The 12490-nt window shown below is 70.2% G+C and carries 13 protein-coding genes; 4 read left to right on the top strand and 9 right to left on the bottom strand.

Annotated elements, in window-relative coordinates:
• Positions 1–22: 22 nt before the first annotated feature.
• The 4 genes from urtB to urtE are packed head-to-tail and all read left to right on the top strand — an operon-like array spanning position 23 to position 3655.
• Positions 23–907, top strand: a complete 885-nt coding sequence (urtB, locus tag OPF83_RS06265; protein WP_264886389.1) for an urea ABC transporter permease subunit UrtB — start codon at positions 23–25, stop codon at positions 905–907.
• On the top strand, positions 904–2067 hold the full coding sequence (urtC, locus tag OPF83_RS06260) for an urea ABC transporter permease subunit UrtC (RefSeq protein WP_264886388.1): 1164 nt from the start codon (positions 904–906) through the stop codon (positions 2065–2067). The genes urtB and urtC overlap by 4 nt, the downstream gene beginning before the upstream one ends.
• Entirely contained in the window at positions 2064–2957 is an 894-nt protein-coding gene (gene urtD, locus OPF83_RS06255) for an urea ABC transporter ATP-binding protein UrtD (RefSeq protein WP_264886386.1), read from the top strand. Before urtC ends, urtD begins: the two co-directional genes overlap by 4 nt.
• Positions 2958–2971: 14 nt before the next feature.
• Positions 2972–3655 carry an urea ABC transporter ATP-binding subunit UrtE gene (urtE, locus tag OPF83_RS06250; protein ID WP_264886450.1) on the top strand — a complete coding sequence of 228 codons (684 nt, stop codon included), beginning with the start codon at positions 2972–2974 and terminating at the stop codon, positions 3653–3655.
• 234 nt (positions 3656–3889) lie between these two features.
• Here urtE and urtA read toward each other — a convergent pair whose 3' ends face one another.
• The 9 genes from urtA to OPF83_RS06205 form a co-directional block, all read right to left on the bottom strand.
• Complete coding sequence (gene urtA, locus OPF83_RS06245) at positions 3890–5143, bottom strand: urea ABC transporter substrate-binding protein (RefSeq protein WP_264886385.1); 1254 nt, start codon at positions 5141–5143, stop codon at positions 3890–3892.
• 91 nt (positions 5144–5234) lie between these two features.
• Positions 5235–5948 (bottom strand): urease accessory protein UreF, encoded by a 714-nt coding sequence (locus OPF83_RS06240; protein ID WP_264886384.1) that lies wholly within the window; start codon positions 5946–5948, stop codon positions 5235–5237.
• A complete protein-coding gene (locus OPF83_RS06235) occupies positions 5914–6453 on the bottom strand; it encodes an urease accessory protein UreE (protein WP_264886383.1) in 540 nt (179 codons plus the stop codon). The genes OPF83_RS06240 and OPF83_RS06235 overlap by 35 nt, the downstream gene beginning before the upstream one ends.
• A 1-nt stretch (position 6454) precedes the next feature.
• The gene (locus OPF83_RS06230) at positions 6455–7306 is read right to left on the bottom strand and encodes an urease accessory protein UreD (protein ID WP_264886382.1); all 852 of its coding nucleotides are present in this window, start codon (positions 7304–7306) and stop codon (positions 6455–6457) included.
• A complete protein-coding gene (ureG, locus tag OPF83_RS06225; RefSeq protein ID WP_264886381.1) occupies positions 7303–7929 on the bottom strand; it encodes an urease accessory protein UreG in 627 nt (208 codons plus the stop codon). The genes OPF83_RS06230 and ureG overlap by 4 nt, the downstream gene beginning before the upstream one ends.
• A gap of 15 nt (positions 7930–7944) precedes the next feature.
• Entirely contained in the window at positions 7945–9660 is a 1716-nt protein-coding gene (gene ureC, locus OPF83_RS06220; protein ID WP_264886380.1) for an urease subunit alpha, read from the bottom strand.
• Between the two features lie 25 nt (positions 9661–9685).
• Entirely contained in the window at positions 9686–10390 is a 705-nt protein-coding gene (locus OPF83_RS06215) for an urease subunit beta (RefSeq protein WP_264886379.1), read from the bottom strand.
• 285 nt (positions 10391–10675) lie between these two features.
• Positions 10676–11539, bottom strand: a complete 864-nt coding sequence (locus OPF83_RS06210; RefSeq protein ID WP_264886378.1) for a hypothetical protein — start codon at positions 11537–11539, stop codon at positions 10676–10678.
• Between the two features lie 22 nt (positions 11540–11561).
• On the bottom strand, positions 11562–12431 hold the full coding sequence (locus OPF83_RS06205; RefSeq protein WP_264886377.1) for an alpha/beta fold hydrolase: 870 nt from the start codon (positions 12429–12431) through the stop codon (positions 11562–11564).
• Positions 12432–12490: the final 59 nt, after the last annotated feature.

Here is a 12490-nt window from a genome sequence, read left to right as displayed (position 1 = left end):
CATCCAGAAGAAAGGAAACGATGTGGAAGTCCTCATCGGACAACTCGCCACGGGCCTGAGCATCGGCTCGATCCTGTTGCTCGCCGCCCTCGGCCTGTCCCTGACCTTCGGTCAGATGGGCGTGATCAACATGGCCCACGGCGAGTTCATCATGGCGGGCTGCTACACCGCCTACGTCACCCAGCAAATCCTCTCCGCCTCGGGCGTGAGCCTCCTGGTCTCGCTGGTCCTCGGGTTCGTCGTCGGCGGCCTCCTCGGCGTGCTCATCGAGGTGGTGCTCATCCGGCGCCTGTACGCCCGCCCCCTCGACACGCTCCTGGTGACCTTCGGTGTGGGCCTCGTGCTCCAGCAGATCGCCCGCGACATCTGGGGCGCCCCCGCGGTGAACGTCGAGGTCCCGGCGTTCCTCCGCGGCAACGTCGAGATCCTCGGCGCGTCCGTCCCCTACACGCGCCTGTTCATCCTCGTGCTCGCCGTCGCCTGTGTGGCCGCTCTCATGGCCGCGATGCGTTTCACGCCGATGGGCCGCCGAATCCGCGCGGTCACCCTCAACCGCGACCTCGCCGAGGCCTCGGGCATCAACTCGCGGCGCAGCGACCTCACGACCTTCTTCATCGGCTCGGGCCTGGCCGGCGTCGCCGGCGTCGCACTGACCCTCATCGGCTCGACCAGCCCCACGATCGGGCAGTCCTACCTCATCGACGCGTTCCTCGTCGTGGTGATCGGCGGACTCGGCAACCTCCGCGGCGCCGTGATCGCCGCGTTCGCGCTCGGGGTCATGCAGTCGTTCTTCGAGTACTCGACCACCGCCTCGGTGGCCAAGGTCCTGGTGTTCGTTGCGATCATCATCTTCCTCCAGGTCCGGCCCCAGGGCTTGTTCGCCGTCAAGACCAGGAGCCTGGCATGACCGACACCCTCACCACCTCCGGCGCCGCAGCCGCCTCCGACACCGCCGCCACCTCCGCACCCGCCGGACTGCGCGCCCGCCTCACCGCCCCCGGGGCGTCGGGCCGGCCGCGGTGGGTCTTCTGGGCCGGCCTCGCCGTGGCCGTGCTTCTCGTGTTCGCGGTCGCCCCCGCCGTACTCAGCGACTTCCGCCTGAGCCAGCTCGCCCGGTACTTCTGCTTCGCCCTCGTCGCCACGGGCATCGGCCTCGCGTGGGGCCGGGGCGGCATGCTCACGCTCGGCCAGGGCGTGTACTTCGGGATCGGCGCCTACGCCATGGCGATGCACCTCAAGATGGCCGACGCGCAGGGCCGGGGCGGCCCGGACGCCCTCCCGGACTTCATGCAGATAGCCGGCATGCGCGAACTGCCCGGCTACTGGGCCCCATTCGCCTCGCCCGGCTTCGCGCTCGCGGTGATCCTGCTCGTCCCCGCCCTGTTCGCGTTCGGGTTCGGCTACCTCGTGTTCAACCGCAAGGTCAAGGGCGCCTACTTCGCGATCCTGTCCCAGGCACTGGCGGCGGCCGCGGCGATCTTCCTCGTGAGTCGCGCGGACCTCGGCGGCTCGAACGGGCTCAACCGCTTCACCGGCTTCTTCGGTTTCGCACTCAACGACCCCGCCAACCGGCTCATGCTCTACTTCATCACCGGCGGCGTGCTCGTCGCCGTGGTGCTGCTCGTGCGCCAGCTCATGTTCTCGCGCTTCGGCGAGCTGCTCGTCGCGGTGCGCGACCAGGAGGAGCGGGTCCGCTTCCTCGGCTACGACCCGGCACTGGTCAAGTCCTTCGCGTACGCGGTGGCGGCGTTCGCGGCGGGCCTCGGCGGGGCGCTGTTCGTCCCCGTCGTGGGGATCATCTCGCCCTCGGCAATCGGCATCGCGCCGTCGATCGCGTTCCTCATCGGCGTCGCGATCGGCGGCCGCGCCACGTTGCTCGGTCCGGTGCTCGGCGCCATCGGCGTGGCGTGGGCGCAGGTCACGTTCGCCGAGGCGTACCCCTCCCAGTGGACCTACCTGCAGGGAGTGCTCTTCATCGTCGTCGTCGGATTCCTCCCCGGAGGGCTCGCCTCCCTGTTCGCCCTCCGCCGACGCCGCGCCACCACCGACACCGAGGAGACCCGATGACCACCGGGAAGACACTGACCGCCGCGGGCCCCGGGCCGTCGGTCGGCGGGACCGTACAGTCCGACGGCGCGTACCTCCAGGTCCGCGACCTCACCGTCACGTTCGACGAGTTCCGGGCCGTCGACGGCGTGGACCTCACGCTCTACCAGGGCGACCTGCGGTTCCTCATCGGCCCGAACGGCGCCGGCAAGACGACGGTCGTCGACGCGATCACGGGCCTCGTGCCCGCGACCGGCTCGATCGACAAGTCGGGGCAGCCGGTCCTCGGGGTCAAGACCCACAAGCGCGCGCGGATGGGCATCGGCCGCACGTTCCAGACGGCGTCGGTGTTCGAGGACCTCACCGTCGAGCAGAACCTCGACATCGCCGCCGGCGCCGGCCGCGGGCTGCTCACCCTCCTGCGTCGCCGGAAGGGGCGGGAGGCCGCCGTCGCCGAGGCGCTGGAGACCATCGGCCTCGAGCACCTGGCGCAGACCAGGGCGGGCGTGCTCGCGCACGGTCAGAAGCAGTGGCTCGAGATCGGCATGCTGCTCGTGCAGGACGCCGAGGTCATGCTGCTCGACGAGCCCGTGGCCGGCATGGGCGCCGAGGAGCGGCAGGCCACCGGCGAGCTGCTGCAGCGGATCGCTAAGGACCGCACGGTCGTGGTGGTCGAGCACGACATGGAGTTCATGCGCGCGTTCGCCACGACCGTCACGGTGCTCGCGGCGGGGAAGGTCCTCGCCGAGGGCACCGTCGCCGAGATCCAGGCAGACCCGCGCGTCCAGGAGGTCTACCTGGGGACGGCCGCCGCGGCAGGGACGGAGCTGGAGTCCGACGAGGCCGCGCCCGGTGCGGACGCCGTGTCAGGACCCGAATTTTCTGACGACGACGAGGAGGACCCCCGGTGAGCGCACTACTACAGATGTCGGGAGTGGTCGCGGGCTACGGCGGGACAGAGGTCGTCCACGGGGTCGACCTCGAGGTGCCGACCGGAGGCGTGGCCGCGGTGATGGGACACAACGGCGCCGGCAAGTCGACGCTGCTGCGCACGGCGGTCGGACTGCTGCCGTGCATGTCCGGGACGATCACCTTCGACGGCGAGGACGTCACGTCGATGCGGCCGCACGCGCGCGTGCAGCGGGGGATCGGGTACGTCCCTCAGGGGCAGCTCTCGTTCACCCAGCTCACCACGGCGGAGAACCTGCAGGTGGTGGCGGACGGCCGCAAGCGGGGCAGGGCGCTCATCGACGAGTCGCTCGACCTGTTCCCCGCGCTGCGGGGGCTCCTCGACCGGCGTGCCGGGCTGCTCTCGGGCGGTCAGCGGCAGCAGTTGGCGATCGCGCGGACGCTCATCACCGAGCCGCGGCTGCTCGTGCTGGACGAGCCGACGGAGGGCATCCAGCCCAACGTCGTGGCCGAGATCGAGCGGATCATCGTGGACCTCGCGTCGCGCTCGGATCTCTCGGTGCTGCTCGTGGAGCAGCACGTGGGATTCTCGCTCCGCGCCTCGGACACGTACTACGTGCTGGAGTCCGGGCGGATCAGCCGTTCCGGCGTCTCCGACGAAACCGCGGCCCCCGAGGTCGCCGCCGCCATGGCAATCTGACCCCACCACCCTCCACCCCCGGCAATCCGCTACTCCCCGCCTACCCCACCCCCGCGATCCGCTACTCTCCTGCAGGATCCGCTAGCCGTGTCGGCCCAGCGAACCCTGTGGGGGAGTGGCGGATTGGCGGCGCGGCGGTCGGACGGGTGCACTCCGCTATCCGATACCCGTCCGACCGCTACCCGATCATCAGAACCGCGCTTTCCGAAAGGCGTCCCAACCAGGCCCCTGCGCTCAGTTCGCGGAGAAGTCGGTCGCCCAGTCGTAGCCCTCGAGGTAGGGATCGGGTTCGATCGGTTCGCCGGAGTCCCACACGGTGTTGATCTGGCCGTCGGCGCCGATCTCGCCGATCCGGGCGGTCTTGGTGACGTGGTTGTTCTCGCCGTCGACCGTGACGGTGCCCTCGGGGGACGTGATGGTGGTGCCGCCGGCGACCTCCTGGATCGCGGGGACGTCGAAGCTGCCCGCCTCCTCGACCATGGCCTTCCACAGGTAGACGGCGGTGTACGCCGACTCCATCGGGTCCGAGGTCACGCGGTCCTCGCCGAATTCCTCCTTGAAGGCGGCCACGAACTCGGCGTTCTCGGGGCTGTCGACCGTCTGGTAGTAGTTCCACGAGGTGAGGTGGCCCTCGAGGCCAGAGGCGCCGATGGAGCGGACCTCCTCCTCACCGACCGCCATGGAGATGGTCGGCATGTCCTCGGCGGTGAGTCCCGCGCTGGAGTACTCGCGGAAGAACGCGATGAGCGAGTCGCCGACGACGACGTTGAAGACCGCGTCCGCGTCGGCGGTGCGGATCTTGTTGACGATGGTTGAGAAGTCCGTGGAGCCGAGCGGCGTGTAGTCCTCGCCCAGGATCTCGATCCCGTTCGCCGCGGCGTACTCCTTGACTATCCGGTTCGCGGTCTGCGGGAACACATAGTCCGAGCCCACGAGGTAGAGCGACTCGACGCCCTGTTCCTTGAGGTAGTCCAGGGCGGGGATGATCTGCTGGTTGGTGGTCGCGCCGGTATAGTAGATGTTCGGCGACGACTCCAGGCCCTCGTACTGTTGGCCGTAGTAAAGGAGGGCGTTCCGGTCCTCGAACACCGGCAGCATCGCCTTGCGGCTCGCCGAGGTGTAGCCGCCGAACACGGCGGCCACGCAGTCGGAGCCGACCAGCTTTTCCGCCTTCTCGGCGAAGACGGTGGGTTCGGAGGCGCCGTCCTCGGCGATCAGGTCGAGCTGCTTACCCAGGACGCCGCCGTCGGCGTTGATCTCGTCCACCGCGAGGGTGATCGCGTCGGCGATCACCGTCTCGTTGATGGCCGTGGCCCCGGACAGGGAGTTGACCGCGCCGACCTTGACGGTGTCGCCGGAGGTGTCGACGCAGGACTCGGCGGCGGAGGCCGACGCGTCGTCGTCGACCCTGCTCCCGCATGCGGTGAGCAGGACCGCCATGGTGACGGCGGTGGTGGTGGCCCACAACGGGCGTCGAGATGTTAACATTGCTAACCTTTCGGGGCGGGGTGTGACAGGGGTGGGGACAGGCACCGTGGGCGGTGCCGGCTCGTGGGAGCCGCGGGGTGCGGCGTCGCGGTCAGGTACTGAACAACCGCGCGGAGGAGGTCTCGTGACGCATCGCGGCGATGTCGAGTCCGGGGGAGAAGGCGGTGACGTCCTCGAGCGGCGTGCACTCCGCGGCCCGAACGAGGTCGGTGATCCACTGGACGTCGTCGAAGAGGGCACGCTGCACCTGCATCGGGCCGAGGCGGCCGAGTCGGACGGCGGCGGAGAGCACCCCGGCGTACCCCGACCGGACGGTGCCGGCGACGGCGCGCGACCGGTCGATGCCGAGCGCGCGCTGCAGCGCGCCCTCGACGACCGGGAGCGAGCCCGGTGTCCGCCCGGCCGCCACGTGCCCGAGGTACCCGAGGCCGGCGACCGACGGCATCGTACGGCGTGCGGTGGTGACGAGCTGCCGCCCGCATGCCTCGGAGGACGTCCGGGCCGACTCGGTGATCTTGTACGCCCGCACGAGGAGGTCGAGCTCGACCAGCGCCTCGGAATCGGGGGTGGACCAGGCGTGGCCCACGGCGACCGCGTCGAGGGTGGCCACGCTCCCGGCGACGTAGGCCCGGGCCACCGCCCGGATCTGGTCGTCCGTGGCGTCGGGGCGGTCGCGCAGCCACGCCTCGAGACCGTTCGAGTGGACGAACCGGCCCGAGGGGAACGCGCTGTCGTGGAGATGGAGCCAGGTCAGCTCGGCGACGAGCGGGTCAGTGCGCATGCCCGTGTCCGTGCGAATGGTCATGGGCGTGGTCGTGGGAGTGCGCGTGCGAGTGGTGGTGGTCGGCGGAGGTGTTGGTCCAGCCCCGCGCGGCCAGGGGCACCCGGTCGACCCTCCCGACCAGGTGCAGGTCCCGCAGCATCTGTTCGGCGGTCTCGGGTCCGGTCATGAGGGGTGTCCGCATCCGGTCCACGGAGACGTCAAGCGGCGCGTGCTGGTTGCCCAGGACGTAGCCGAGGATGAGGGCCCGCCGCACGGCGTCGGTCCCGGTGTTGTCGGCGAAGTCCACCACCACGGCGTCCTCGGGGGGCCGGGTGACCACGACGATCTTCGTCCCGTCGTCGGCCACGACGTCGCCCTCGGACAGGAACGTCCCGCGCGGGAGCGCGAGCGCGACGTCTCGCCCGGTGGCGGTGGTGAGGAGCTGCCGGTGCTTTCGCGCGTCGCCCCACGGGATCGGCACGGTGTCGACCTCGCGGGTCGCGTACCCGGGATCGGAGGCGGTGCCGAGGATCGTCGTCGAGTTCATGTCACATCCTTGAGGTGAGGGGGCCGAGGTCGAGCACCGACCGGCGGGCGGTGCTCCAGAGCAGGTCGTGGACCCGGTGTAGGTCCGGGGCGCGATCGGCGAGGAGCCTGACGGAGACGCCGATCCCGTCCGGGAGTGTGCTCGCCGCGCCGGTGACGCCCGGGGTCGCGTCGATCCCGGCGTGGAATTCAGCGATCAACCCGGTGAGCTCGCGACCGGGCGCCACGACGAGCATCGACGCGACGTAGTCGTGGCCCCCGAGCAGCCCCGGGTCGTCCGGATCCGCCTCCCCGGGAGCGAGGCGGAACGACTCCCTCGCCCGCAGCCGGCCGCTGTACCGCACGTCGGTCCGCGACGAGATCCCCTGGTAGGCGTAGCGTTCGCCGTGACCGATCCGGCCCGCCGCGAACGCCTCCCAGCCGAGGAAGACCGACGAGTCCGAGACCGAGACCTCGGTCCGCTGGCGGTACTCGGAGTCGGCGTGGGGGATCACGGTCTTTGGTACGTACTCCACGACCGCCCCGGGTGCGATGTCGAGCACGGTCGTCTGCGTCGCCGCCGCCCCGCCGGCGAAGACCTGCGTCGCAGCCTGCTGGGTGAGGAACAGGCGCGCGTCCCCGCCTACGGTGAACCGGGTGGTGAGGTCGTCTCCCGGGAACGCTCCCGCGGTGGGGTTCTGCACGCAGACGAACGCCGTCGACGCGCACCCCGGGTCCGCGTACATGGGCACGGTGACGCGCTGGGGGAACTCCTGCAGGAGAGAGGCGATCCGGGTCCGCCCCCCGCGACCCGCCACGAGCGTGCACTCGAGCCTGCTCCCGGTGACGGTGTCGGCACCGGTCCCGTGGTTCACCGGATGGGTGCGGGGTCGGCGAGCATCGCGCCCGTGACGACGTGCCGGAAGGTCTCGTCCAGGCCTGCGCCGGACCGGAGGTCGGTGAACACCGACGGCCTGTCCGGCCGGGCGTCCGCGACGTCGGAGCGCATGCGTCCGAGGTCCGCACCGACGAGCGGGGCCAGGTCGATCTTGTTGACCACCAGGAGGTCGGACTGCAGCATCCCGATCCCCTTCTTGCGCGGGATGTCGTCGCCGGCGGCGGTGTCGATCACGAAGATCCAGTAGTCGACCAGGTCGGAGGTGAAGGTCGCCGCGAGGTTGTCTCCGCCCGACTCGATGAGGATCACCTGCACGCCGGGGTGGGCGAGTTCGAGTTCGTCGGCCGCGGTGAGGTTCGCGGACGGATCCTCCCGGATCGCCGTGTGCGGGCACGCGCCGGTCTCGATCGCGCGCACGCGGTCCGGGTCGATGAGTCCACTGCGACGGACGCGCTGCGCGTCCTCGTCGGTCATGAGGTCGTTCGTGATCACGGCGATCTCGATGCCCGCGTCGCGGAACATCGGGAGCAGGCGCTCGAGGAGACGCGTCTTGCCCGAGCCGACGGGTCCGCCGATGCCGATACGGAGTGCTCCGGTCATGTCGTTCTCCATCTCTTACTTGATCGTGTATCCGCGCCCGAGCGGGACCGAGGTCATCGGTGTGCTCGTGCAGAGTTCGCCGTCCACTTCCACCCGGTAGGTGTCCGGGTCGATGCGGATGTCGGGGCAGTAGTCGTTGTGCAGCAGGTCGGCTTTGGTATTCGTCCTCGCGCCCACGCAGGGGACGAGTGGGGTGGCCAGTCCGAGGCGGTCGCCGAGCCCGTCGTCGACCGCGGCGCCGGCGACGAAGTTCACCGACACGTCGGACGGGGTCTTCCCGAACGCCGCCCACTGCGGCCGGTACCGCAGGGGCTCGCAGGTCATGAGCGAGGCGTTGGCCTCACCCATGACGGACCAGGTCGGGAACCCGCCCTTGAACACCACCTCGGGCTTGATCCCGAAGAACTTGGGCTCCCACAGCACGAAGTCGGCGAGCTTGCCGGGCTCGAGGGAGCCCACCTCGTGGTCGATCCCGAACATGCGCGCCGGGTTGATCGTGATCTTGGCGAGGTACCGCAGGATCCGGTGGTTGTCCGCCCCGGTCCCGGCGTCCTCGGGCAGCGCACCGCGCGTGGCCCGCATGTGCGACGCGAGCTGCCAGGTCCGCGCGATGGTCTCGCCGATCCGTCCCATGCCCTGCGAGTCCGAGCCCATCGCGGAGATCGCACCGAGGTCGTGGAGCACGTCCTCGGCGGCGATCGTCTCGCGGCGGATCCGGGACTCGGCGAACGCGACGTCCTCGGGGACCCGGGGGTTGAGGTGGTGGCATACCATGACCATGTCGAGGTGCTCGTCGAAAGTGTTGACCGTGTAGGGGTTGGTCGGGTTGGTCGACGACGGCAGGCAGTACGATTCGCCGACCACCTGCATGATGTCGGGAGCGTGCCCGCCGCCGGCGCCCTCGGCGTGGTACGTGTGGATGACGCGCCCGTCGATGGCGCGCATGGTGTCCTCGTAGAACCCCGCCTCGTTGAGGGTGTCGGAGTGGATCTGGACCTGTAGCCCGAGCTCGTCCCCCGCGTCGAGCGACGCGCGGATGGCGGCCGGCGTCGCGCCCCAGTCCTCGTGGATCTTGTAGCCGATCGCGCCCGCCCGGCCCTGCTCGATCAGCGGGGCGACGTGGGCTGCGCTGCCGTTGGCGAGGAACCCGAAGTTCATCGGGAAGTGTTCGACGGACCGGAGCATGCGGGCGAGGTTCGTCGGGCCCGAACTCGTGATCCCGACGGTGACCGGCCCGAGGCCGCCGCCGATCATGGTGGTGATCCCGCTCGAGATCGCCTCGTCGACGAGGCCTGCGCTGTCGAAGTGGACGTGGACGTCGATCGCGCCGGGAGTGACGATCATCCCCTCGCCGGCGCGGACGTCGGTGCCGGCGCCGATCACGAGGTCCGGGTGCACACCGTCCATGAGCCGGGGGTTGCCGGCCTTGCCGATCCCGGCGATCCGGCCGTTCTTGACACCGATGTCGGTCTTGCGGATGCCGAGGACCGGGTCGAGTAGCAGGGCGTTGGTGATGACGAAGTCGAGGGCGCCCTCGGCGTTGGTCACCGAGTTGTGCACGGCCATCCCCTCGCGCATGGTCTTGCCGCCGCCGAAGACGGCCTCGTCGCCGTAGACGGTGTCGTCGGCCTCGACCCGGGCGAGCAGTTCGGTGTCGGCGAGGCGGACCCGGTCGCCGGTGGTGGGGCCGAACAGTTCGGCGTAGTGACGTCGCGATACGCGGACGGACACGGTGAACCTCTCTTCCGGGTGTGTGTCAGGAGTGGGAGGACCGGAAGCCGGCCTCGTCGAGGGCGGCCATGAGCGAGTCGGAGGGGTGGTCGCCGAGGGCCTCGTTGGTCATGTCGTTGAGCCCGTAGAGCTCTCGGGTGCCGCCGAAGGAGGTGAGCTGCACCGCCTTCTCCTCGCCGGGTTCGAAGCGGACGGCCGTGCCGGAGGCGATGTCGAGGTGCATGCCGTACGCCGCCCGGCGGTCGAACTCGAGGGCGCGGTTGGCCTCGAAAAAGTGGAAGTGTGACCCCACCTGGACGGGACGGTCGCCGGTGTTCGTCACGGTCAGGGTCGCGGTAGGGCGCCCAGCGTTGAGCTCGATCTCGCCGTCGTCGACGATCACCTCGCCCGGGACCACGGCGGGCTCGGCCGTCGCCGACGGCGCGCCGGGCCGGATGGGGTCGTGGACGGTGACGAGTTTCTGGCCGTCGTCGAAGAACCCCTCGACCTGGACGGTGCCGATCAGGTCGGCGACGCCGGGCAGGACGTCGTCCTCGGTGAGCAGGTGCGCGCCGACGCTCACGGCTTCGGAGACGGATTTGCCGGCGCGGGCGGCTTCGACGACCTCGTCGGCGATGAGCGCCCGGGCCTCGGGGTAGCTGAGCCTGAGGCCCGCGTCCCGGTGGCGGCGCGCGAGTTCGGCCGCGAGGAACAGCAGGAGCCGGTCTTCTTCCTTGGGGGTCAGATGCATCGCGCGGCCCTCCGGGGGAGAGGGCGGCAGGGGGCGACGCCGGAACGTTGTTGCATGTCAGGAACTATTGTTTCCCAGCGTGAGGCGCGTCAAGCTGATATGGCAGCTTCGACAAGAAGTAAAGAAGCCGAAACATTGACGAAATTAACTGCGCCGGAAACGGTTCGGGGACCGGCCGCGCGCTTACCTTGTCGAAACGTCACCCGTTCGCCCGCCGGGCGCCCGCGAACGGCCGGAGAGGCGCCCCGGGCCCGCCTGGCGCCCGGCCCGGCGTTGACACGCGTCTCAGTTTCCGTGTGGCGCGCCTTCGGTGAGCCTCAGGACCTCCTGGCCGGTGAACGGCGAGACCGCGGTCTCGGTGACCAGCGGCGCGGGCCCGCCCACCTCGAGCGTCTGGCCCGGTGTGAAGCGCGTGCCCGACCCCAGCGCGAAGGCGACGAGGTCGCACATCTGCCCGTACAGCTGCCCCGGGGGCGCCGCGACGTCGAGGCGCTCGAGGTCCATGCGGCCGAACCGGCCCATCCCGGTGGTGTAGACGCACGCGGTGGACTCGGACTGCATCCCGGCGCGCACGCCCACGAGCGCGGGCACGGGGATCGGGTTCCCGGCGACGAGGTCGCGGTACGGCTGCGCCGGGAGGGTCGCGGCGGACCCGCCCACGCTCACGGCCACGACCCCGGGCAGTGCGGTGAGGGCCGCGGACACGGTCGCGGTGGCGAGCTCGCAGCGCAGGGTCTCGAGTCGCGGGTCGAGGTACTCGGGCGCGGTCGGCTCGCCGTCGTCCCCCTCGGGGCCGAACCGCATCGTCGCGACGATCACCTGGGATCGGTGGGTGTCCACCACGGCCTCACCACCGTTCCACATCGCGAGGTCGCGGGCGTACCGGGAGGCCTCGCCGTCCGCCACGGGCGAGTCGATCGCGGTGACGATCACGGTGGCGTCCTCGATCGCCACGGTGACCGCGGGATCGTCGTCGTCCCCCTGCTCGACCTCGTAACCGCCCTCGAACACCTCGGCCAGGAGCTCGCCGATTTCCCGGTGGTCCGGCGCGGCCCGGTCGAGCAGGACGAACGTGACGGGCGTGTGTTTCCACGACAGGTCCTCGCCGGTCACGGGGTCGACGGGGGCCGCAGGCTCCGGGGTGCTCATGCCCTGACTGTATCGGGCCTGTTCAGTTGAGGAAGAAGTCGATCACCAGGCGCTCGAACTTGTCCTTCTGCTCGATCATGGCCCAGTGGCCGCAGCGGGAGAAGGCGTGCAGCTCGGCCTTGGGCAGCTGGCGAAACGCGAAGTGGGCCTGCTCGTAGGGGAGCATGCGGTCGTCGCGGCCCCAGATGAGAAGTGTTTCCTGACGAATCTGCGAGGCGCGCGCGTAGAGCGGTGTGTAGGCGTTCTCGCGCTTGAGGATCGAGCCGAAGATCGTGTACATGCGCTCCACGGCGCCGGGCGCGGTGGCGGCTTCGGTGCGGGCGCGGATCAGCTCGGGGGAGACGACCTTCTTGTTGCCGACCATGGTGTCGACCCAGGCGCTCATCTTCTCGTCAGTGGGGTCGGCGAGGAAGTCGAACAGGCGACGCGAGCCCTCACTGGGCTCGGGGGTGAACAGGGGCGCGGCCAGGCCGCCGGGGCCCATGAGGGCCATCTTGCGGACCCGGTCGGGGTAGGCCAGGGCGGTTTCGCAGGCTACGTTGCCGCCCATCGAGTTGCCCACGATGTCGACCTTCTCGATGCCCTTGGCCTCGCAGAACGCGTCGATCGCCTCGGCCGCGATCAGGGGGTAGGCCTTTTCCCACTCCAGGTCGGAGCTCTTCCCGAAGCCGGGCATGTCCAGCAGGATCGTATGGAACTGCTCGGCGAACACGGGAAAGTTGCCTGCGAAGTTGGACCACGCGGTGACGCCGGGGCCGGAGCCGTGGAGGAACAGGACGGGCACGGAGTTCTCGGGTTCGGCGACGCTGCCCTCGCCTGCCTCGTGGTAGTGCAGCTCGAAGCGGCCGGCGGTGATGGTCGTGCTGGTGGACTCGAAGTCGAGGGCGCTCATGCCCTCAGGGTACTAGAACACGTTCTAGGTGCCCAGCTGATGCCGGACGTGGCCCCTAG

It is taken from the genome of Dietzia sp. NCCP-2495, assembly GCF_026011735.1.
Classification (GTDB): domain Bacteria; phylum Actinomycetota; class Actinomycetes; order Mycobacteriales; family Mycobacteriaceae; genus Dietzia.
The sequence above is the reverse complement of the archived record's forward strand: the minus strand, read 5'-3'. Positions and strand labels throughout refer to the sequence as shown.